Origin of the sequence: Collinsella aerofaciens, assembly GCF_018785245.1 — a bacterium.
Lineage (GTDB): Bacteria > Actinomycetota > Coriobacteriia > Coriobacteriales > Coriobacteriaceae > Collinsella > Collinsella aerofaciens_AD.
The window spans coordinates 1-21,877 of the sequence record NZ_WQPL01000078.1; the positions used below are offsets into that span (position 1 = coordinate 1).

A 21,877-nucleotide genomic window follows, 5' to 3' on the forward strand; every position below is an offset into this window, starting at 1 on the left:
GCGGCCTAGGATATCAACTGATTCCGGATATCGGACACAGGGGCCGCAAGGGCCCTTACACCAACTTTCTCGACACTACCGCTCAAGGTGCATGCCTATGAGTATTCGGCGTGGGCATCGGCGTTTTCGATCAGCACATCGCTCGACTTCTATCAGCTCACGCAGGGCGTGCCCGAGCTCGTTTCGGCATTGCAGACGGGTCTGTATGGCCAAGGCGACGTAGCCGGCCTGCTCGAAAACGAGATTGTCAACGTATATGGCGCGGCACTTGCCGATCTGGCTTCGCTCGACAATAATGCGCTGTTTTGCGTGGCATGTCTCATGGTTTTGATGGGCGAGGGCAATATCGCAGAACTCGAGGCTTGCGGGGTGAGGCTGTCGATGGTCGACCAGTCCTATTTTGTACGCGACTACCCGATCTTTGGCTTGGATCCCGCCGAGCGGAGTTTTACGTGTCTGGGCACGGAGGATAACGGACGCTTGCGCTTGCGTAAGTTGGTGGCCGAGGTTCGCCCCGAACTTGTTCCGAGGGCGGCCCGGATTTTGCTTAAGGCGGGCCGATGCGATGCGGCGATGGGCCTGGCGGACGCCTTTTTGGACCGTGAAGCGGTCCTTGAACTTGCTGGGCAGTATGGGGTCGATCTGGCTCTGACGGGGCACGGGGCCGATATCTGCCGAGCGGCGCTGGGCACGATCGATGCCGACGATCCGGCTCCAGAGCCAATGCCTGCCGAAGCGCTTGGCGTATATCTGGCAGCGGTCAGCGTGTCCAATACAAAGCTCGCTCGCTATATGGCATCGGTCATCGAACGCGGGGGCGAACGGGCGGCCTGCGAAATAGACCCTGTTTCATGGAGGGTGGCCCAGACGCTGACGGCTGTTTGCTATGGGGACAACGGGCTTGGGCTTCCTACGAACCTGGCCGTGCCAGAAATCGAGACATCCCATACCGCACTCGATATGTTGTCTGCGCATATCGAGGTCAAGCGGTGCCTGACCGAGCGGGGAGATGACGGCGGCGTTCTACAGCAGCTCAAAACGAGCAAGGCCTACGACTGCGAGCTCGACATCGCGGGGATTGTTATACGGGCCGATAGTATGCTGGTGGAGCTCTTTGACGGGTCGTTTGCGGGAACCGACGAGCGCGACGACGAGATGACGGTGGTGCGGGAGGCGCTCGACGTACGCGGGCTTAAGGCGATGGCTATCTGGGTGCGCATGGTGTTGGCGGCACGGCGGCTCCTTTCCGGCTTGCCGGTAATCGACGACGCGGCGTTCAACGAGCTCGATCGTTTTGCTGTGCGCATGCGCGACAACCAGATTCAGCTGTTTGGCCTGTTGCTAGAAGGCTGGCAGTCGCTGGCAGAGGGACGGCCGGTTAATGCAAAGTTCCGTGCGGTCCAAGTGCTCAAACTTGCCGAGGAGTCGATTGCGTACATGCGCGATAACGCATTGCTGCTGGAACGCGCGGCATATCTGCGTAACACCTCGATGGTTTCGGTGCGCGAGGAAGCGGAACTACTCGATATAAGCCAGACGCAGGTTGGTGGCGCAGAAGCCTGGATGGTGGCGCTGCATTTGGCCTGTGCGGGCCGAGACAGCGATCTTGCGGCCTGGATGTCCATGAATCGTGCGGGGATTCTAGAGCCATCGTATCGGCTCTTTGCGCGCCTTGCCATGCATTGTCTGGGCGAGCCGGCGGCCAGGATACGCAAGAAGCTTCCCGTGCGCGAGCTGTCGCGGTACTCGCTGCGCGACGATTTGGAAGGGGAGAGCGAGCGCCTATTCCAGGCCGGCGAGGTTAAAGCCGTTGATACCATCGACCATATCGAGATTCGCATGTTTGGTGCGTTTCGCGCCGAGCGCGACGGGTTTCCCATCACGGACAAAATGTGGCGCCGCAAGAAGGCGGCGACGCTTGCCGAGCGGCTTGCGCTGGGCATGGATGCGCTCGTCGATCGTGAGACGCTGGCCATGGAGCTGTGGCCCCATGCCGAGTTCAATAGCGCCCGCAACAACCTGTACTCGACGATATCGCGCTTGCGGTCGGCTTTGGGGCCGACGCCGGATGGCAAGTCATGCGTGCTCATCCAAAATGAATGCATTGGGCTCAACGGTGACTACGTCAAGACCGATGTACGGCTGTTTGACCAGATAAGCCGCGAGGTTTTGGGAAATCGCACGGGTGCGCGCGGGCCCCATCTGGTCGAGTTGTGCCTTAAGATTGAGCAGCTTTATGCCGGACCGTTGTATGTTCCCAATGGCTGTAATCCCACCTACTTTTTGCGCATGCGGCGCATTATGCAGTCAAAGTACATCGATTGCATGATTAAGGGAGCAAATGCCGCTCTAGAAGAAAACGACCTGCAGTCGGCGATTTGGCTGGCAGAGTCGGGGCTTCGGCAGGAAACGGCGCGTGAGGATATGGTGCGCTGCGCCATGCGTGTCTACAGTGCGGCGGGGCGGCGACGCGATATCGTCGAGCTGTACAGCGGGCATATGCACCATCTGAGGGAGCAGGTCAATGGCGTGCCCGAGCCCGAGACGCGGCGTCTATACGAGCGCTTGGTGGAGGGGCGGCTCAATCGCGTGCTGGTCGAGCGATAAAAAACGGGCGCCCGAAGTACTTGGGCACCCGTAAGCTTGCTATGTGTTGGCTCGCCGGATCATTGGCTCTTAGACGAGCTTGATCTTCTCGATGTCCTTGCGCGAGGACTCGCGATACAGCGAGAACTTGCGGCCGATAACCTGAACGACGTCGGCGTGGCAACGCTCGGCGAGCTCCTCGGCGGCCTCGCGGGCGGAAAGGCTGGAGCCATCGAGCACGGAGCACTTAACGAGCTCGTGCTTCTCTAGGTAGGCGACCGTCTGCTCGACGGTGCCCTCGTTGATATCGGACTTGCCGATGATGATGGCGGGGTTGAGGTGATGGGCCATGCTGCGAAGCTGCTTGACCTGTGCTCCTGTCAGTGCCATGGGTTCTCGCTTTCTATGTATGGGGCGCCCCGCGACGGGGCCTTAATCTACGTGAGCTGTCCCACGATAGCGCAGGAACGGCGCGGTGTGGAGCGCGTTTGCCCAGTTCAAAAAGAATGCGGATGCCGAGTGAGTGGGCGGTGCGGGCTGCGAACAGGCTATGAGCGGGGTGCAGAGATCGGCTCCCATGCAATAAACGCCCAACGAACCTTGCGGACATGATCGAGCATGTAGCGCCCCTGCGGCACGCCCTTGGAGCCCGGCTCGCCGGCATGGGGGTTCTCGATCATGTGTTGAGCGATATAGTCGCGCAGGCGGTCGATCTTATCCTCGTTGCCATGTTCGAGCATACGGGAAAAATCCGCCACACCTGCCTCAAGGCTATCGAAGGTATCGCGACGAGGCGATTCAAAGTACGTAACCTGCGGCAACGCACCCATCTGAATGAGGATGTTGAAGGCGTACACAAAGCCATTACTGCAGGTAACCGAGGCGCCGATGGCGTTCATCACGTGCAGGTCATAGCGCGGGCTGGAGTTGGCGACCATCGTGACAGCACAACGCCGGCGAGCCGTGCGGTCGAGCTTGGCAAGCGCGCCTTTTAGGTTGGTCGTGGTGACAGAGCGACTGGCAAAGGCAACATCCACCGCTTTCGCGACCGGTCCAACCAAATCCCAATCATCATCCCAAGCAAGCTCAAGCGGCGTAATAAGATCTTCGAGCCCGTAATACTCAATGCCGGCATCAAGCGTGCCCAACATGGCAGGAGAGAAGTCGGCAGCAATCACGGAATGCCCAGCCTGAGCAAGCGGAATAGCAATCGACCCAGCCCCACACCCCATATCAAGCACCGACTCACCAGGCTTCAACGCCAACAGCTTTATAAAATCCCGAGCATAAGGGGCAGTCTCCAACGGCCGAAAATGCCGAGCCTGCTTATCCCACTCAAAAGAATCATCAGCCCGCCGCCGACCAGCCTGCAGACGCATCCATTCGCCATTCCAATCAGCAGCAAGCAGCTCAGAACGATTCTCCCCATCAACCACGGGCCAACCTCCTAGCAACAAAAAAGCGACTCCCCCAAAAAGAAGAGCCGCAACCAGCATATATCAGAAAGAACCGATCCAACGCCAAACCGCCATACCAGCAAAGTAGGGCAGAAGCGAAGCGACTGCCAAAGGGATAGAACCCAACCGAGGTCCCGTTGTGCGGGAGCCCCGGGGAGGGCAAATATATAAGGTCGATCGCGAGTTCCGCACGAGCCGGAGAGCACTTAATGTGCTCTCCGTGCGAGTCAGGACTGTCCGAGCAGGCGACCTTATATATTTGCCCTCCCCGGGGCTCCTCGCCAGTCCCCCTCAGCTAGTTCTTCAGCGAGTTCAGCGGTGCCGGGAAGCGTCCGCCGCGGTGGGCAAGCACGGTGCCGGCGTTGGGGTTCACCGGCATGATGGGCGCACGGCCGAACAGGCCGCCATACTCGACGCAGTCGCCCACGCCCTTGCCGATAGCGGGAATCACGCGGACGGCCGTGGTCTTGTTATTGATGACGCCGATGGCCATCTCGTCGGCGATGATGCCGGCGATGGTCTCGACCGGAGTGTCGCCGGGGATGGCGATCATGTCCAGGCCAACGGAGCACACGCAGGTCATGGCCTCGAGCTTCTCGAGCGAAAGCGCGCCGGCCTCGACGGCGGCGATCATGCCGGCGTCCTCGGACACGGGGATAAAGGCGCCCGAGAGGCCGCCCACGCTGGAGCTGGCCATGACGCCGCCCTTCTTGACGGCATCGTTGAGCATGGCGAGCGCGCAGGTCGTGCCGGGGCCACCGCAGGTACCTACGCCGATGATCTCGAGGATGCGGGCAACGGAGTCGCCGATGGCAGGCGTGGGAGCCAGCGACAGGTCGACAATGCCCTTCTCGACACCCAGGCGATGGGCGGCCTCGCGGCTCATGAGCTCGCCGGCACGGGTGATCTTAAAGGCGGTCTGCTTAATCTTCTCGGCGACTTCCATCATCGATGCGGAATCGGGCAGCGTCTCCAGGGCTGCGGCCATAACGCCGGGGCCCGAGACGCCTACGTTGATGACGGCGTCGGCCTCGCCACCGCCGTGGACGGCGCCCGCCATAAACGGGGAGTCCTCGACCATGTTGGCAAAGCAGACAAACTTGGAGGCGCCAACGGAATCCTGGTCGGCCGTGAGTTTAGCGGCATCGATGATGGTCTGGGCGGCCATGAGCACGGCGTCCATGTTGATACCGGCGCGCAGGCTGGCGACGTTCACGCTGGAGCAGACGCGGCTCGTGGTAGCGAGCGCCTGGGGGATGGACTGGATGACGCGGCGGTCGGCGTCGCCGATGCCCTTCTGGACGAGCGCGGAGAAGCCGCCCAGGTAGTCGATGCCGAGCGTCTCAGCCGCGCGGTCGAGGGCATGCGCGATGGGGGTGAGGTCCTCATCCTTGCAGCACGCGGCGATCTGCGCCACCGGGGTGACGGAAACGCGCTTGTTGACGATGGGGATACCGTACTCGCGCTCGAGGTTCTCGGCGGTCTCGACCAGATGCTCAGCCGTGTGCGTCACGTGGTCGTAGATCTTCGTGCACATGCGGTCGAGGTTCTCGTCACCGCAACCCATGAGCGAAACACCCATGGTGATGGTCCTGATGTCGAGGTTCTGCTCCTCAACCATGCCGCGGGTTTCCGCGATTTCTGCGGGCGTGATCGCCATCCTTGCGCTCCTATCTGCCAAAACGAGCATAGTCTTATCTATTCTAACGTGCCGCACGTGCCAAGTGGCGCGTGCGGCACGTTTTGGTGCTCGGTTGTTTCCGTTGTGTTACTGCCCAAAGACCTCTTCGGCGATGCGAGCGCTTTCGGCGGCGTCCTTGGCGTAGTAGTCCGCGCCGATCTGCTTGGCGTATTCGGGGGTGAGTACGGCGCCACCCACGATGATCTTGACGCCCGGCACCTCAGTATGAAGCAGCTTGATGGTCTCCTCCATGGCGACGACTGTGGTAGTCATAAGCGCCGAGAGGCCGACGAGTTTGATGTCGCGCTCCTTGACGGTCTTGAGTACTTCCTGCGGATCGACGTCGCGACCCAGGTCAAAGACGGTGTAGCCGTAGTTGTCGAGCAGCATTTTGACGATGTTCTTGCCAATATCGTGGATGTCGCCCTTGACGGTGGCCACGCAGATTTTGCCCTTGTCGGCAATCTCGCCGGCGGGCATCAGGCGCTTGATGGTGTCGAAGCCCACGTGCGCGGCCTCGGCCGAGGCCATGAGCTGCGGCAAGAAGAACTTGCCCTGGTCAAAGAGGACGCCAACTTCGTCGAGGGCGGGGATAAAGTGATTGTTGATGAGGTCCATGGCGTCGTGGTCGGCCAGCAGGCGCTCGGTCTCGGCAGCGATCTCGCCTTTGCGGCCCGAGACGACCATGCGACGAATCGGGTCGTCGTTGCCGTCGGTGCCGGGGGCGCTTGCGGCAGGCGCGGCATCACTCGATGTGGCCTGAGCTGCTGCCGGGTTTGCGGCGATCTTATACGGATCGGTCCAGCCGGCGTAGCGCTCGATGTATCCGGTCGAGCCCTCGTCCTCAACGCTCAGGACGCGATAGCTGTAGACGGTGTCCATAAAGCGCTTGGAACCCGGGTTCATGATGGGGGCGTCCAGGCCCGCGCCAAAGGCGGCGGCCAAAAAGACCGAACCCAGCAGCGGGCGGGCAGGCAGGCCAAAGCTGATGTTCGACACGCCGAGTGCGCATTTGACGCCCAGACGCTCCTTGCACAGGGACATGGCGCGCAGGATCTGCTCAGCCTGGCGTTGATTGGTCGAGGCGGTCATGACCAGACAGTCGATGAGGATGCGGTCCGGTCCGATGCCGTAACGGGCAGCCTCGGCCACGATGCGCTCGGCGATGGCGAAGCGAGCCTCGGCGGTATCGGGGATGCCGCCTTCGTCGAGCGTAAGGCCGACAACGTTGGTGCCGTAGTGGGCGACCAGCGGAAAGATCTCATCCATGATCTGCTGCTTGCCATTGACCGAGTTGATGATGGGCTTGCCGGCGTAGCGGCGCACGGCGGCCTCGACGGCTGCGGGGTCGGTGGAGTCGATCTGCAGCGGCAGCAGCGTGGAGCCCTGGAGCTGCTCGGTGGCATGTTGGATGATCTTGACCTCGTCGATCTCGGGCAGGCCCACGTTAACGTCCAGGATGTCGGCGCCCTGTTCCTGCTGGCTGATGCCCTGGCTCACGACGTAGTCCAGGTCGCCGTCGCGCAGGGCCTGCTGCAGGCGCTTTTTGCCGGTGGGGTTGATGCGCTCGCCGATGACGGCGATCTTGTGGCCGTCGCAGGGAAGGTCCACGACCGTTTGGGCGCTCGTGACCGACATGCTGGGCTTGCGGCGGCGCGGGCTGGGCGTGTGGTTGTCGATAAGCGTGCGCAAGGCCGCCATGTGCGCCGGCGTGGTGCCGCAGCAACCGCCCACGACGCTCACACCGTCGGCGATCATGCCGGCGACGGCCTTGGCGTATTCGGGGGCCTGGATGTCAAAGACGGTATTGCCGTCGTCGTCCACATGGGGAAGTCCCGCGTTGGCCTGCACCATAATGGGCTTATCGGAAACGGTGAGCATACGTGCGGCGAGTCCTCGTAGCTCGGCCGGTCCCTGGCTGCAGTTGATGCCCAAAACGTCGGCGCCGATGGCATCGAGCGTGATGGCGGCAACCTCGGGACTCGTGCCCAGGAAGGTGCGGCCGTCTTCCTCGAAGGTCATGGTGGCAAAGACGGGCAGGTCGGAGTTCTCGCGGCAGGCGAGGACGGCCGCCTTGATCTCGGCCAGGTCGGTCATGGTCTCGATAATAAAGAGGTCCACACCCGCATCGACGCCGGCGCGCACTTCCTCGGCAAAGAGGTCGTAGGCCTCGTCGAAGCTGAGGGTACCCAGGGGGCGAAGCAGCGCGCCGATGGGGCCGATATCGCCGGCGACGTAGCGGGCGCCGGCCTCGCGGGCACAGGCGACAGCGGCGGCAAAGACATCTGCCACGGTGGCGGCACCGTCGAGCTTGTGGGCGTTGGCGCCAAAGGTGTTGGCGGTAATCACGTCGCAGCCGGCCTCGACATATTGACGTTGGATATCAGTGATAACCTGGGGTTCCTCAAAGTTGAGCAGCTCGGGCAGGGCGCCCGCCTTCATACCAGCGGCCTGCAACATGGTGCCCATACCGCCGTCGAACAGCAAGTGCCCCGTGCCCTCGATGGCGGCGCGCAGGCGATCGTCCTTAATGCGCAGATCGTCGATCGTGCGCGTCTTGTACGTGGCACCGTTGCGACGTGCGGCATCAACGGGTGCCGCCAATGCAGTGCCGTCAGAATCATGAGTGATAAGCGGAGTAAACATCGGGGGCTCCTAATGGCTGGAATAGCAGGTGGTGTGGGCGGCGCGGAAGCGGCAGTGTTCGCGCATGCGGCAGATATTGCAGGTGGGGCGGCTCTGGGCGTCGTGGACCTCGCCGTCGAATAGGCCGATCACCGCGGTCACGCTTTTGGTGGGCATGAGCAGGTTGGTGGGTGTGACGGTAAGCCCGATGAGCCGCGTGGCGTTGAGCGCATTGACGATCGAGCGCTGGGCCGAGAGCGGGCAGTCGCCATAGCCGGGACTAAAGCGCCAGTTGCCGGCGAGCCCGTGTGTGGCGGCGTCCGTCTTGACCTGCTGGTCCATTTGCTCAACGGCGGCTTCCACGTAAGCGGAGCACGCGGCGTCGAGCACGGCGCCCTCCAGGGGATGTTGGGCTCCCGTGGTGCGCAGGCGACGCTCGGCGTCCATGCCGAGGGTGCACGCCATGAGTGCGGCAAAGCGGGCGTCCTTAAGATGACGATAGATATCGCGACCTCGCAGCTCAACGTTGGTGCCAACCAGACGGATGCAAGGCTTGCCCTGCTCGTCCACGCCCGTGGCATCGATGGCAAATACGCGGCGCACGCCACGGGGCTCAATGTCCAGTTCCAGACGTTCAACGACAAGCTCAATACGTCGTGACAGTTCGGGCTCAATCTGCTGGCCGCCGTAACCCAGATACCGCAGCATCTCGGCACGGTCGACACGGGGATGGTGCGCAGCATCGACACGGTAAAGCGCCGGCGACGCAAGGTCGGCCGGCACTTCGACAGCGGTTGTATCGATGTGCGGTTTTTCCATTACCCCAGGCGCTCCATAATGGTCGCGGCGATCGCAGGACGGTTCATAGTGTACAGGTGCAGGCCGTCGGCGCCGTGCTCCTTGAGGTCGCAAAGCTGGCGGGCTGCATAATCTACACCAGCTGCCTGCAGGCTCTCGGGGTCATTCTCGTACTTGGCGAGAATCTTGATGACGGGGGAAGGCAGCGACGCGCCGCACATAAAGACCATGCGGCTGATCTGCGACTTGCCCATAAACGGCATGATGCCCGCGGTAATGGGCACGGTGATGCCGGCCTTGTCGGCAAGATCGCGAAAACGGTAGAAGCACTCGTTATCAAAGAAGAGCTGCGTCACAAAGAAGCTCGCGCCAGCGTCCTGTTTTTGCTTGAGGTGTTCGACCGAGAGGTTGAGATCCTCACAGGCAATGTGGCCCTCGGGGTAGGCTGCGGCGCCCACGCAAAAGCCGGCGTCGACGAGCTCGGGGATGAGGTCGCGGGCGTAGGCGTAGTCGGAGGCGGGCTTGTCGTCCTCGGTCGCGCCGGCGGGGAGATCGCCACGCAGGGCCAGGATGTTTTCCACGCCGGCGGTGCGATACTCGTCGATCTTGGCGGCGATATCGGCGTGCGAGCGGCCCACGCAGGTAAGGTGTGCCACCGAGGGCGTGTCGAATTCGCTCGTAATCATATGCGCGATGGGGGCGGTGGCGGCACCGTTGCCCGAGCCGCCAGCCGAGCAGGTGACCGAGACAAAGCTCGGCGAAAGCTTGCACAGATTGCCTGCCACTTCGCGAGCCGTGTCGAGGGTCAGCTCGCCCTTGGGCGGGAACATCTCAAACGAAACGGGTGCGGTGCCCTGGGATGCTGCCTGCTTAAAAACCTCGTCGACGCGCATATCGTGCTCCTCTAGATACGTAATAGTGTGATGTGTTGTAAGGATTCTACAGCACCACTGTGCCACGGTGGAGTTTCACTCGCTATTTGAGGATACCAATCAAAGATGCCTTGCTATCGGCTTTCTCTATAACAGAGCGGCTAATCTAGGCACGGACTATAAAGACTGGTATCTGATGCAAAATACCAGTTAATAGAGCTCCATCCCAAATTGACTACCCTTAAACCATGGGGAGAGGTCTGCAATTTATGCAGTTGATTGGCTGTTGAGGGTGGCAACGCCGCCTCGATAGGGTAACCTCATTGATTGGTTTCGCGACAGCAACATAACGGTAATGTCGCGGAAACACGGCGAGTCTAAGCTATGACTCGTTCGTTAGTAATCAACACCGCTTCTCACGCGGTGCCGATACGAAGGGAGTTCCGTATGGCCGAACTTACTGACCGCTTCGGGACCATGGTGTTCTCTGAGGAAGTCATGAAGGACTACCTCCCCAAGGACATTTGGAAGCGCCTTGCTGCAACCCTCGAGGGCGGTGAGCCGCTCGACCTGGATGTGGCCAACGCCGTTGCCCATGCCATGAAGGTCTGGGCCATCTCCAAGGGCGCGACGCACTATGCGCACTGGTTCCAGCCGCTTTCGGGCATTACTTCCGAGAAGCACGACAGCTTCCTCGAGCCCAACCACGACGGCACCGCCATTACCAAGTTTACGGGCAAGAACCTCATCCAGGGCGAGCCCGATGCCTCGAGCTTCCCCAACGGCGGCCTGCGTGCTACCTTCGAGGCCCGTGGCTACACCGCTTGGGACCCCACTAGCCCCGCCTTTATCAAGGACGATGTCCTGTGCATCCCCACGGCTTTCTGCTCCTACACGGGCGAGGCCCTGGACAAGAAGACCCCGCTGCTGCGTTCCATGACCGCGCTCTCGCGTGAGTCTAAGCGCGTTTTGGCGCTGTTCGGTAAGACCCCCAAGAAGGTCGTTCCTTCCGTGGGCGACGAGCAGGAGTACTTCCTGATCAAGAAGGACGCCTACCGCAAGCGCAAGGACCTGGTCATTACCGGCCGCACCCTCTTTGGTGCTGCTCCATGCAAGGGTCAGGAGCTCGAGGAGCACTACTTTGGCGCTATCCGCCCCACCGTCTCGGCCTACATGAAGGACTTGGACGATGAGCTGTGGGCGCTCGGCATTCCCGCCAAGACCAAGCACAACGAGGTTGCTCCCTGCCAGCATGAGCTCGCCCCCGTCTATGGCGAAGTCAACGAGGCCATCGACCAGAATCTGGTCATGATGGAGAAGATGAAGCTCATCGCCTCCCGCCACGACTTGGTCTGCCTGCTGCACGAGAAGCCCTTTGAGGGCATCAATGGTTCGGGCAAGCACAACAACTGGTCGCTTGGCACCGAGTCCGAGAATCTGCTCGATCCGGGCGACACTCCGCTCGACAACCTGCAGTTCATCGTCTTCCTCACCGCGGTGATCGAGGCCGTCGATAACTATCAGGAGCTCCTGCGTGCCTCCGTTGCCTCGGCCGGTAACGACCATCGTCTGGGCGCCAACGAGGCTCCTCCGGCGATTATGTCCATCTTCCTGGGCGACCAGCTTACCGAGGTCGTCGAGAAGATCATCGATGGCAAGGCTTCCGTCCATGCAACGCGCGGCGTGCTCGACTTGGGCGCCGATACTCTGCCCAAGCTGATGCAGGACAACACCGACCGCAACCGCACCTCCCCGTTTGCCTTCACTGGCAATAAGTTCGAGTTCCGTGCCTGCGGCTCCGAGCAGAACGTCTCCGACTCCAACCTGGTGCTCGATGCCGCCGTGGCCAAGTCGCTCAAGTCCTTCGCCGACGCACTCGAGGGTACGCCCGAGGATGAGTTCCAGGACGCTGCGCTCGAGTACTGCAAGAAGGTCCTGACCGACCACCAGCGCATCCTGTTCTCCGGTGACGGCTACTCCGACGAGTGGCCCGTTGAGGCCGAGAAGCGTGGTCTTGCCAACAACAAGACCACGGCCGACGCCCTGCCCGCCTTTGTTTCCGATAAGGCCATTGCGCTCTTTGAGGAGACGGGTGTCCTGACCAAGGCCGAGGCCCAGTGCCGCTACGACTGCAAACTCGAGAAGTACAACAAGCTCATGAACATCGAGGCCACCACGATGGTTCGCGAGGCGCGTCGTACCTATCGCCCGGTCATTACCGCCTATGCCACCAAGGTCGCTAAGGGCCTTGAGACTATTCGTGCCGCCGGTGCTGAGGCCGCCATGCAGTGCGAGCAGAACACGCTCAACAAGCTCTGCAACGGTATCACTGCCATCAACGACTCCATCAAGGCGCTCGACGTCGTGCATCAGAAGGCCGAGGCTCTCGATGGCCAGGAGCAGGCCAACGTGTACGCGCACGAGGTCGTTCCCGCTATGGATGCGCTGCGTGCCGCCGTGGACGCAATGGAGGAGATCGTGGCCGCCGACTACTGGCCGGTTCCGACCTACGACGACATCCTGTTCTACGTGTAGAGCGTAACTGACATATCGTCACGGTATTGAGCCGGGGTCCGCATCATGTGGGCCCCGGTTTTTGTTTGCGAAGGACGCTTAGGAGTCCGTTTTGCAACTGATTCGCCCACGTAATAAGGGGTCGTGGGCAAAAAACGTCAAATATGAGTACTGTCACAAGTCCTGTAGCATTATCTTTTTACAAAATATGCAGTATTACGCAACATATGTCCAAGTACTTAGCCGATAAACGTCTGCAATTTTCCGCCGTAGGACGCCTGACGGCTAAATCGCCTTCTGAAGGCATGAAATCGCTGTAACTAAAATGGTAACAGTACTCATATTTGCCATTTTTTGCCCGCTGGCTTTGCGATGATGCCGGGGTCCGCACCCTGCCGGGTTCGAATCCCGGCACATGGATAGCAAAAAGCCCGTCACCGCGGGGGTAACGGGCTTCTTAATTTAAATGGTGCCCCCAGCGGGATTCGAACCCGCGATATCCACCTTGAAAGGGTGGCGTCCTTGGCCGCTAGACGATGGGGACAGCGGGAAAGAGTATAGCAGACTTTTTTGCTGGCGCGTATATCGTTGGCAAACTGGAAAACCACCACAAAGGAGTAGGCTTCTATTCCGGTTTTCAAATATCTCAATCTGTAACATCTAGGCGGGCAAATCGGCTCTATCTGTTACAGATCGAGACAAAAGGCAGGCGTCGGGATGAACATCTCATTCTGTAACAGTAAGACGACTTTTAACGGTCTAGATGTTACAGATTGAGACAAACCGCTGGGACGGGTCAAAACCACCACAAAGGTGCCTGTCCCCTTTGTGGTGGTGAGGTGCTAGGGGAGGAGCTTCATGGCGGCGTCGTGGGCGGCGTGCTCGTAGGTGTCGTCGAGGGGCTTGAGCGGCAGCAGGGCGGCGGCCTGTGCATCGCCACGGTGCTCGAGGGCATGGGCGATCAGCCAGTCGGCGAGTTCGGGGTTTTTGGGCAGCGCCGGCCCGTGCAGGTACGTGCCGATGACGCCCTTGTAGATCAGGCCCTCAAAGCCATCGTCGCCGTTGTTGCCGGTGCCCGTGACGACGGACGTTCCGAGCGGCGTGGCATCGGCGTCCAAAAGCGTGCGGCCGCCATGGTTCTCGAATCCCACAAAGGGCTCAGGTGCCAGATCGGTTTTGACGGCTACGTTGCCGATCAGGCGATCGGAGCCACGTACGGTTTCGGCGGCAATGACGCCCAGGCCCTCGATGCGATCCTCACCCATATAGTACGAACGGCCGAGCAGCTGATAGCTGCCACAGATGGCAAGCAGCGAGCCGCCATCCTCAACATAGGCCGCGACCTTGTCTTTTTGGGCGAGCAGCTCGTGTGCCACGGCTAGCTGGTCGCGGTCGGAGCCGCCACCCATCATGACGATGTCGGCATCGGTCAAATCAAGCGTTTCGCCCATACGGACCTCGTCCACGCGCACGGGAATGCCGCGCCAGACGCAGCGGCGCTCGAGCGCGATAACATTGCCGCCGTCGCCGTAGAGGTTAAGGGCATCGGGATACAGGTAGACGATGCGCAGCGGGCGCGAAAGCTCGACTGGCGCGATACCGACAGAAAGAGCGCTGCCGTCGGCACGGGCTACGGCGCGCCCAGCAACAGCGTCGGCGGTGGCGCCTTTCAGCCCGTCGAGCTCCTTGACCAGCGGCGGGAAGGCCGTGTAGTTGGCGACGGCGTAGAAGGTGTCATCGGCGGCCTCGTCTGCCACGGCGCCAATTGCCTGCGCGACGTCCGAGATAATCGCGGCATCGATGCCGGCGTACTTGAGGCGCACCTGCATGTCGTGCGCGCGCGTGCCGCCGGCAAAGGCGACAAGTCCCGGCGTGTTGGCGATGCGCTCAAAGTCGACGTCGTAGATCCACGAAACATCGTGGCCGTCGGCGTCGTTGTCGTTAAGGAAGAAAGCGCAGAGTCTGCCGCCCGCCGTCTTAATGGATTGGATCTGTCGATCGAAGCCCACGGGATTCTTGGCCAGGTTTGCCTCGACGGTGCGGCCGGCGATATCCCAGCGCCCCATACGACCACCGGCGGGCACATAGGCATCGAGCGTAGGCTGTAGAAGCGCCGTGTCCACGCCCAACTCGTGCGCGGTAAAGAAGGCGGCGGCAACGTTGTAGACCATGTACAGGCCGTTGTAGCGCGTGGCGATGTGCGTTGTGGGTGCGTCGGTATCGGGTCCAAAGTTCAGGTCAAAGCCGTAGCCGTTGCAGGTGAGCTCAACGTCCGTCACGCGACGGAGCAGCGCGGGACGACTCCAGCCGCACGAAGGACAATGATAGGCTCCGAGCTGGCCGTACTGCACATAGTCGTACTCCAGCGGCGCGTTGCACTGCGAGCAAAAACGCGAGTCACTAATGCGATCGGACTCGGTGCCCGTGGCGCCGTCGATGCCAAAGGCGATGCTCATGTTGGGGACGCGCGCGGCGATCGAGGCGCACAGCGGATCGTCGGCGTTATAGATGAGCGTCGTTGCCGGCGAAAGCTCCAGTGCGTGGGCGATGACGTCCTGGGTGTGGTCGATCTCGCCGTAGCGGTCCAGCTGGTCGCGGAACAGGTTGAGCAGCACGAAGTACGTCGGCTTGAGCTTGGGCAGAACGCGTACGGTGTAAAGCTCATCGCACTCAAAAACGCCCACGCGCTTGCCACCGGCTCGCTTGAGGCCGCTGCGCGCCTCGAGCAGTGCGCCCACCACGCCCGGCTCCATGTTGTTGCCGGCGCGGTTGCATACCACGGTGGCGCCGCTGGCGGCAACGGCGTCGGCGATGAGGTTGGAGGTGGTGGTCTTGCCGTTGGTGCCGGTGATCACCACGCTGCGGTCGACAAGGGCAGCGAGGTCGCTCAGCAACTCGGGGTCGATCTTCATGGCGATGCGGCCGGGAAGCACGCCACCCTGGCGCTTAAGGACGGAGCGCAGCCCCCAGCGAGCGATATCGCTCGAGGTGCAGGCAAGAGATGAGCGGAGGTTCATGAAACCGTTCCTAACGTAAACGACATGGTCGGGTCGAGTGCGTCACTAAAAACCGTAGCGGCGCGCAAATTCCTGGGCAAGCTGCGACACGTCTTCGCAGGCATTGGCCCAGGGGGCAAAGTCGGGAGTGTCCGAGATAATACCGTCCGCTTCCCAAACGGCCTGGTGCGAAAGATCCCAGGGATCGTGTGGCTCGGGCCGGCAGGGAAGGTACGGTGTCTGGTACATGGGGTTCAGTAAGAAGAACGCACCGCCCTCGCAACGGTTGGCAAACTCACGCAGCGCGCGTGTCGCCGGGCGCATCTTGTTTGTTTTGAACAGCAGAATCGTGCGGGCGAGCAGATACCAAGGAGAGTTCTCGAGCGCGTCAGCCCCGATCTCTTCCTCGAGCTGGTGGGCCAGGGCAAAAAAGCCGTCCTGGTCTTCCAGGCGAGCGAGGGCGAGCAACACGGTGCCTGCGGCTCGGGTGGGGTAGCCTTCCGCCTTAAGAACACGGCGGGCGTAGTTGGCGGCAGCACGGTAGCGAGCGCTCGCCATGCACAGCTGCGAGATGGCCTCGAGTGTGTGAAGCCACCCGATAAGAGCCGGCTCGCTCACGGTGAGCTCTGCCGCCGTCACACCGTCCGTCAAAACCTTATTGGCCCAGTAGTGCGGGGCTTCCATGTCGAACCCGGGCACGCTTTGCTGCAGGTAATCGGTTGTGGTCGCCTCGAGCTTCATCAGGTCGCCCAGGCAGGCGTCAACGGGCGTGTCAGCCAGGATGATGGCGAGCAGCTGGGCATCGAGGACATACGCATCGACGCGGACAATCTTGAGCAGCTCATCGCGCATGTCGTCGAACAGACGATTGCGCGTCTGCTCGAATTCCTCGTCGCTGCCCATGTCCTCGATGCGATGGAGCTCGTCGAGCAGGTGGCGATGAACACCGGCGTAGGACAGCAGCGCCTGGGCATGCTCGGACTGCGCATACTTTTGGGGATTCGCGCTAATGTCGTTATGGACAAGCTCGCGTGCTGCATCGGTGAGCTCGGGGTGCGACGCCAGATAGGTGCGCTCCAGGTAGGCGGGGATGTAGACGCTCGGATCCATTAGAGGTCTCCTCCCTTAAACGGCAAACCCTGCTCGGCCGCCCGCAGTATGCGCTCATCGATTTGGGAACGCACGATATCGTTGGTGGCGACCCAGGCGGCAAAACTGGCGTTGTCGGGGGCGCCCAGGCCCTCTTGCAGTACCGGCGTCGCCTCGGACAGCGCAAGGACAAGTTCGTCGGTGGAGCCCACACTCACATTGACGCGGGCATAGACGCCATCGGGAAACTCGGTTTGGAAGTAGAGCGCCTCGGCTGCGTGCGGGCACGAACGCACAAGGATACGCAGGTAGTGTTCGGCACCCCCGTAGTCCAGCTCGCGCCAGGCAGCGCTCATCAGCGCGATGAGCGTCCACGGGTCCAAGTCACGCTCCGCATCTTTGGGGCGGCGGCGCAGCGGGGTATTCGCGAGGTACGGCACGGAGTGAGCGGAGCGAAAGCGCTTGAGCTCCTCGGCGGGGTATTCGAGCTTTGCCATAGCGAGCATCGCGGTGTGGCGGACACCAGCGGGGTCGTTGGGCGCAAAGTCCAAGCTGCGATTCGCGGCTTCGAGCGACATGCGGTAGCGTCCGCTAATGAGCGCGCGCGATGCCAAGGCGGCAAGCCAGCGCAGGTAGGGGCGGCGCATAAGGTCGCCTGCGGCCTCACGCTCGTAGGGGTCCTGCGCCGAGGCGGTCTTGAGCGCCAGATCGTGCTCCACCTCGTCGCACTTGGACACCAGATACTGCACGTATTCCTCGTTGGAGCCGGCGGTGAGGGCGGTCAGCATGCGCTGAGCGTCCCAGTTGGTCGGGTCGAGCGCGGCTGCCTCGCGGAGCATGTTCTCGGCAGCTGCCTCTTCTTGCTCTGCCTGGGTATCGTCAGGGATAAAGGGAATGCGGTAGTCGACAGCCTCGACCACCTTGGCAATGAGGTGCCCGGCGCGGTCGCGGTCGTGCACGATGAGCGGTGCGGGGTTGCGGGTGAATTGTTCCATCAGACGCTCTACGGCGGCACCGTCGGTGAGCGGGATATTGTCGCGGCGCAAGGCCTCAAGAACGAGGCGATGGCAATCCTCTTGAATGGGATCGAATGCCATGGGGCCTCCTTTGCTGCAGTTAGGGTTCAAATGTTTCTATATAAGGTTCTAGTTTACCCGCATGTGGCACACCGGGGGTGCCGCACTTGGACTTGCACCTTTGCACCACGAAGACGGATGTCGCACAAATGTCGGCACCTTGGACGACCGAGTGGTATCACGGTGCCGCAAACGGTCGATTTTTGGCGGCGAACGGTGCATATTTTGGAGGGGCACGGTCCTGCCCGGGATATGTAGTCAACCTTGATAAAACGTTTGCCCAGCTTGGGAGTATGAATGCCGCACAAGGGTCTTCAGGGATAGAAAAAACGTTTCATCATTGGCGGCTTTAGGTGAATAACTGACCAACCAGAACGGTAAAATAGTGTTTGTCTGAGCGTTGAGACGTTTAGACATCGCGCATTGTCATCGCCGGCAACGCGCAAAATGGTCCTAACGGAGCCAATCGGGTGCTCCGTTATATACGCAAGTCTAAGAGGGGCTTGTTTAGGAGGCACAGTATGGGACGTTTTACCAATCCTCGCGATCTGTACTTTGGTGAGGGCGCTCGCCACGAGGTGAAGAACCTCAAGGGTAAGAAGGCCATCATCGTTTCTGGCGGCAGCTCTATGCGCCGCGGCGGGTTCCTGCAGGACGTTGAGGCCGACCTCAAAGAGGCCGGCATGGAGGTCAAGCTGTTCGAGGGCGTCGAGTCCGATCCCTCCATCGAGACCGTCATGAAGGGCGCAGCCGCTATGCGCGACTTCGAGCCCGACTGGATCGTTGCTATCGGCGGCGGTTCGCCCATCGATGCCGCTAAGGCCATGTGGGTCTTCTACGAGTATCCCGAGGAGTCCTTCGACAACATCATCCAGCCGTTCAGCTTCCCCGAGCTGCGTCAGAAGGCTCATTTCTGCGCCATCTCCTCTACCTCCGGCACCGCTACCGAGGTCACCGCGTTCTCCGTCATTACCGACTACGCCAAGGGCATCAAGTACCCGCTGGCCGACTTCAACATCACCCCTGATGTCGCCATCGTCGACCCCGAGCTCACCTACACCATGCCCGCCAAGCTGTGCGCTCACACCGGCATGGATGCTCTGACCCACTGCATGGAGGCCTACGTTTCCACCTGCGCCTCTATGTTCACCGACGCCAACGCCCTGCACGGCATCCGCGAGATCGTCGAGTGGCTGCCCAAGTCCTATGCTGGCGACCATGAGGCCCGTCAGCACATGCACGAGGCTCAGTGCATCGCCGGTATCGCCTTCTCCTCGGGCCTGCTCGGCATCGTTCACTCCATGGCTCACAAGACCGGTGCTGCCTTCGAGAACGGCCACATCATCCACGGTGCTGCTAACGCCATGTACCTGGGCAAGGTCATCCAGTGGAACTCCAAGGACCCGCGTGCTGCCGAGCGTTACGCTTACGTGGCCAAGGAGATCCTGCACCTTCCCGGCGAGACCAACGAGGAGCTCATCGCTGCGCTCGTTCAGAAGATTCGCGACCTCAACGACCAGCTCAACATTCCGCAGTCCATCAAGGATTACGCGAATGGTGGCGTGAAGGTCGACGCCGAGAACCCGCAGATGGTTTCCGAGGAGGAGTTCCTCGCCAAGCTGCCCGAGATCGCCGCGAACGCCGAGCAGGACGCCTGCACGCCCGAGAACCCGCGTGAGACCAAGGCTGCTGACTTTGAGAAGATCCTCAAGGCCTGCTACTACGACACCGACATCGATTTCTAATCGACTCTTGTTATCGTAACGAGGGGCTCCGCACGTATCTGTACGGAGCCCCTTTCTTTTTTAGAGAATGGGATAGTTATGGCTGCAATTTTCAATAGCCCCAGCAAGTACATCCAGGGTCCGGACGAGCTCGCCAAGCTCGGCTCCTATGTCGAGCCGCTCGGCGCTAAGGCCCTCGTCATCGTGACGCCTTCGGGCAAGAAGCGCGTCGGTGCCAAGATCGAGGGCGGCTTTGCCGAGGCTAAGGCCGAGCTGCTGTTTGAGGACTTTAACGGCGAGTGCTCCAAGGGCGAGGTCGATCGCCTGGTTGCGCTCGCTCGCGACAACGGTTGCGACATCATCGTCGGTGTCGGTGGCGGCAAGATCCTCGACACCGCGAAGGCCGTCGCCTATTACCTGGAGTCCCCGGTTATCATTTGTCCCACCATTGCTTCGACCGATGCACCGTGTTCGGCGCTTTCGGTGCTTTATACCGATGACGGCCAGTTCGATAAATATCTCTTCCTTAAGGCAAACCCCAACATTGTCCTGATGGATACGACGGTTATCGCGGCGAGCCCGGTGCGCTTGACGGTTTCCGGTATGGGCGATGCGCTCGCAACCTACTTTGAGGCTCAGGCGACGCACGATGCCGACGGTGGCACTTGCGCCGGCGGTAAGGGCGGAATGGCCGGCCTGGCGCTCGCCAAGCTCTGCTATGAGACGCTCATGGCCGATGGCGTCAAGGCCAAGGTCGCGCTGGAGAAGGGGGCGCTGACGCCTGCCGTCGAGCACATCATTGAGGCCAATACGCTGCTTTCGGGCATTGGCTTTGAGAGCTCGGGCCTTGCTGCTGCTCATGCCATCCACAATGGCCTGACGATGCTGCCCGAGTGCCATGGCATGTATCACGGCGAGAAGGTCGCCTTTGGCACCATCGTCCAGCTGGTACTCGAGGATGCTCCGACTGAGAAACTCGAGGAAGTCTTGGGCTTCTGCATTGAGCTGGGCCTGCCGGTCACGATGAAGGAACTTGGCGTTGCAGAGCTTACGCGCGAGCAGGCCATGATTGTTGCCGAGGCCGCCTGCGCACCCGATGACACCATGTGCAACATGCCCTTTGAGGTGACGCCCGAGATGGTCGCAAACGCCATCCTGGGTGCCGACGCGCTGGGCCACTACTATCTCATGGATGAGTAAATCAAGCTAAGGAAGGGGCAAAGCCAGCAGATGACTTTGCCCCTTTTTGCTATGGTGCAAAGGGGTCAGGGTACTTTGCACCAATCGTTGTTTGATGAAGGGTGGATTCTCGTATGGCGCTTCCTATGGTTTACGGCGGTCCCGGCCGGTATGTTCAGGGGCCGGGCGAACTGTCGCGTCAGGGCAGGTATTTGTCATGGTTGGGATGCGCTGCCTATGTCTTGTTTGACCAGGGCACCGAGGATCGGCTGTGCAGGCAGATCGTCGATGGATTTCTGGACGACGATCTGAGTGAGCCGTTCTTTAAGATTTATGACGGTCCGTGTACGGAAGGGGCCGTTGTCGAAATGGCTAAGGAAGCCCAGGCTGAGTATTGCGACATGGTGGTGGGTATTGGCGGCGGCAAGATGCTCGATATCGCCAAGGCCGTTGCGTTTTATGCCGAGTTGCCGTTGTGCGTATGTCCCACGGCGGCGTCGATGGACGGTCCGTGCAGCGCGATTTCGGTGCTGTATCACGAGGACGGGTCGTTCGACCGCTACCTGATGCTCGAGAAGAATCCAGACTTGGTCGTGGTCGATACCAACGTGGTCGCGGCGGCCCCGCTGCGTATGACGGTCGCTGGTATGGGCGATGCGCTGGCAACGTATTTCGAGGCGCGTTCGTGCGCCGCGGCGCACGGCGCCAACGAGCACGGTGGCGCGCCGGGACACTTGGCCTTGGTTGCGGCTCGTGCCTGCTATGACACACTCATGGAGTGCGGCGTCGCTGCCAAGCGCGATCTCAAAAAGGGCCGTACATCGCCAGCGGTTGAGCGCCTGATCGAGTGCAATATTCTGCTCTCGGGTGTTGGCTTTGAGAGTGGTGGCCTAGCGCTTGCCCATGCCATAGCCAACGGCCTGACGATTCTGCCCGAGTGCAAGGCCATGCATGGTGAGGCCGTGGCATTTGGCCTGGTGGTGCAGCTGCGCCTGGAGCGTGCGCCCGAGCTTAATCAGGTGCTCGAGTTTTGCCGGCGCGTCGGTCTGCCGACGACGCTCGAGGAGCTGGGCCTTGACGAGATTTCCGATGCCGACCTGATGAGCGTTGCGGATGCGGCCTTTAGAAACGAGCGTAACATGGCCAACGAGCAGGTCAAGGTGACCGAACAGAAGCTCGTGCAGCTCATGCGCGAGGCATAGCTAGGCGCTTGATCGACCTTGTGCAATCGAGGCGGCGATAGGCATAGGCTATTTGCCTCAAAGGTGCGCCGCGTGTAA

Annotated in this window: 14 protein-coding genes and 1 tRNA gene; 5 read left to right on the forward strand and 10 right to left on the reverse strand. The window is 61.0% G+C overall.

Annotated features, from left to right (window positions below):
- Nucleotides 1–87 precede the first annotated feature (87 nt).
- Nucleotides 88–2,607, forward strand: coding sequence for an AfsR/SARP family transcriptional regulator (locus GPK39_RS09790; protein ID WP_215675208.1), 2,520 nt, complete (start codon nt 88–90; stop codon nt 2,605–2,607).
- Nucleotides 2,608–2,676: 69 nt separating this feature from the next.
- On the opposite strand, the gene GPK39_RS09305 is transcribed toward GPK39_RS09790, so the two are convergent.
- From GPK39_RS09305 to GPK39_RS09330, 6 genes are all read right to left on the reverse strand, one after another.
- On the reverse strand, nt 2,677–2,976 hold the full coding sequence (locus GPK39_RS09305; RefSeq protein ID WP_215675210.1) for a YhbY family RNA-binding protein: 300 nt from the start codon (nt 2,974–2,976) through the stop codon (nt 2,677–2,679).
- A gap of 158 nt (nt 2,977–3,134) precedes the next feature.
- The gene (locus GPK39_RS09310) at nt 3,135–4,022 is read right to left on the reverse strand and encodes a methyltransferase domain-containing protein (protein ID WP_338404414.1); all 888 of its coding nucleotides are present in this window, start codon (nt 4,020–4,022) and stop codon (nt 3,135–3,137) included.
- Between the two features lie 316 nt (nt 4,023–4,338).
- Nucleotides 4,339–5,703: a PFL family protein gene (locus GPK39_RS09315; protein ID WP_035136908.1), complete on the reverse strand. Its 1,365-nt coding sequence runs from the start codon at nt 5,701–5,703 to the stop codon at nt 4,339–4,341.
- Nucleotides 5,704–5,811: 108 nt separating this feature from the next.
- The gene (locus GPK39_RS09320) at nt 5,812–8,370 is read right to left on the reverse strand and encodes a homocysteine S-methyltransferase family protein (RefSeq protein ID WP_215675214.1); all 2,559 of its coding nucleotides are present in this window, start codon (nt 8,368–8,370) and stop codon (nt 5,812–5,814) included.
- Nucleotides 8,371–8,379: 9 nt separating this feature from the next.
- Nucleotides 8,380–9,168 carry a hypothetical protein gene (locus tag GPK39_RS09325; RefSeq protein ID WP_215675216.1) on the reverse strand — a complete coding sequence of 263 codons (789 nt, stop codon included), beginning with the start codon at nt 9,166–9,168 and terminating at the stop codon, nt 8,380–8,382.
- The gene (locus GPK39_RS09330; protein WP_215675218.1) at nt 9,168–10,040 is read right to left on the reverse strand and encodes a methylenetetrahydrofolate reductase; all 873 of its coding nucleotides are present in this window, start codon (nt 10,038–10,040) and stop codon (nt 9,168–9,170) included. The genes GPK39_RS09325 and GPK39_RS09330 overlap by 1 nt, the downstream gene beginning before the upstream one ends.
- Before the next feature lie 426 nt (nt 10,041–10,466).
- On the opposite strand from GPK39_RS09330, the gene GPK39_RS09335 reads away from it, so the two are divergent.
- On the forward strand, nt 10,467–12,554 hold the full coding sequence (locus GPK39_RS09335) for a glutamine synthetase III family protein (protein ID WP_195361391.1): 2,088 nt from the start codon (nt 10,467–10,469) through the stop codon (nt 12,552–12,554).
- A gap of 446 nt (nt 12,555–13,000) precedes the next feature.
- Here the strand turns inward: GPK39_RS09335 and GPK39_RS09340 are convergent.
- The 4 genes from GPK39_RS09340 to GPK39_RS09360 form a co-directional block, all read right to left on the reverse strand.
- A tRNA-Glu gene (locus tag GPK39_RS09340) sits at nt 13,001–13,077 on the reverse strand.
- A 298-nt stretch (nt 13,078–13,375) separates the two neighbouring features.
- Nucleotides 13,376–15,550, reverse strand: a complete 2,175-nt coding sequence (locus GPK39_RS09615) for a MurT ligase domain-containing protein (protein WP_252204875.1) — start codon at nt 15,548–15,550, stop codon at nt 13,376–13,378.
- A gap of 45 nt (nt 15,551–15,595) precedes the next feature.
- Complete coding sequence (locus GPK39_RS09355) at nt 15,596–16,639, reverse strand: hypothetical protein (protein ID WP_215675220.1); 1,044 nt, start codon at nt 16,637–16,639, stop codon at nt 15,596–15,598.
- Nucleotides 16,639–17,715, reverse strand: coding sequence for a tetratricopeptide repeat protein (locus GPK39_RS09360; RefSeq protein WP_215675223.1), 1,077 nt, complete (start codon nt 17,713–17,715; stop codon nt 16,639–16,641). The genes GPK39_RS09355 and GPK39_RS09360 overlap by 1 nt, the downstream gene beginning before the upstream one ends.
- Nucleotides 17,716–18,215: 500 nt before the next feature.
- Between GPK39_RS09360 and GPK39_RS09365 the strand changes: the two genes are divergently transcribed.
- The 3 genes from GPK39_RS09365 (at nt 18,216) to GPK39_RS09375 (ending at nt 21,799) form a co-directional block, all read left to right on the forward strand.
- A complete protein-coding gene (locus GPK39_RS09365) occupies nt 18,216–19,439 on the forward strand; it encodes an iron-containing alcohol dehydrogenase (RefSeq protein WP_215675225.1) in 1,224 nt (407 codons plus the stop codon).
- A 78-nt stretch (nt 19,440–19,517) separates the two neighbouring features.
- Complete coding sequence (locus GPK39_RS09370) at nt 19,518–20,618, forward strand: glycerol dehydrogenase (RefSeq protein ID WP_117563611.1); 1,101 nt, start codon at nt 19,518–19,520, stop codon at nt 20,616–20,618.
- A 113-nt stretch (nt 20,619–20,731) separates the two neighbouring features.
- A complete protein-coding gene (locus GPK39_RS09375) occupies nt 20,732–21,799 on the forward strand; it encodes a glycerol dehydrogenase (protein ID WP_215675227.1) in 1,068 nt (355 codons plus the stop codon).
- The last annotated feature ends 78 nt before the right edge of the window (nt 21,800–21,877 follow it).

Excerpts from the sequence above, each read along its gene's own strand:
- GPK39_RS09615 (WP_252204875.1), bottom strand. The coding sequence starts at position 15,550 with ATGAACCTCCGCTCATCTCTTGCCTGCACCTCGAGCGATATCGCTCGC.
- GPK39_RS09370 (WP_117563611.1), top strand. The coding sequence starts at position 19,518 with ATGGCTGCAATTTTCAATAGCCCCAGCAAGTACATCCAGGGTCCGGAC.
- GPK39_RS09360 (WP_215675223.1), bottom strand. The coding sequence starts at position 17,715 with ATGGCATTCGATCCCATTCAAGAGGATTGCCATCGCCTCGTTCTTGAG.
- GPK39_RS09325 (WP_215675216.1), bottom strand. The coding sequence starts at position 9,168 with ATGGAAAAACCGCACATCGATACAACCGCTGTCGAAGTGCCGGCCGAC.
- GPK39_RS09315 (WP_035136908.1), bottom strand. The coding sequence starts at position 5,703 with ATGGCGATCACGCCCGCAGAAATCGCGGAAACCCGCGGCATGGTTGAG.
- GPK39_RS09330 (WP_215675218.1), bottom strand. The coding sequence starts at position 10,040 with ATGCGCGTCGACGAGGTTTTTAAGCAGGCAGCATCCCAGGGCACCGCA.
- GPK39_RS09375 (WP_215675227.1), top strand. The coding sequence starts at position 20,732 with ATGGCGCTTCCTATGGTTTACGGCGGTCCCGGCCGGTATGTTCAGGGG.
- GPK39_RS09365 (WP_215675225.1), top strand. The coding sequence starts at position 18,216 with ATGGGACGTTTTACCAATCCTCGCGATCTGTACTTTGGTGAGGGCGCT.
- GPK39_RS09335 (WP_195361391.1), top strand. The coding sequence starts at position 10,467 with ATGGCCGAACTTACTGACCGCTTCGGGACCATGGTGTTCTCTGAGGAA.
- GPK39_RS09355 (WP_215675220.1), bottom strand. The coding sequence starts at position 16,639 with ATGGATCCGAGCGTCTACATCCCCGCCTACCTGGAGCGCACCTATCTG.
- GPK39_RS09320 (WP_215675214.1), bottom strand. The coding sequence starts at position 8,370 with ATGTTTACTCCGCTTATCACTCATGATTCTGACGGCACTGCATTGGCG.
- GPK39_RS09305 (WP_215675210.1), bottom strand. The coding sequence starts at position 2,976 with ATGGCACTGACAGGAGCACAGGTCAAGCAGCTTCGCAGCATGGCCCAT.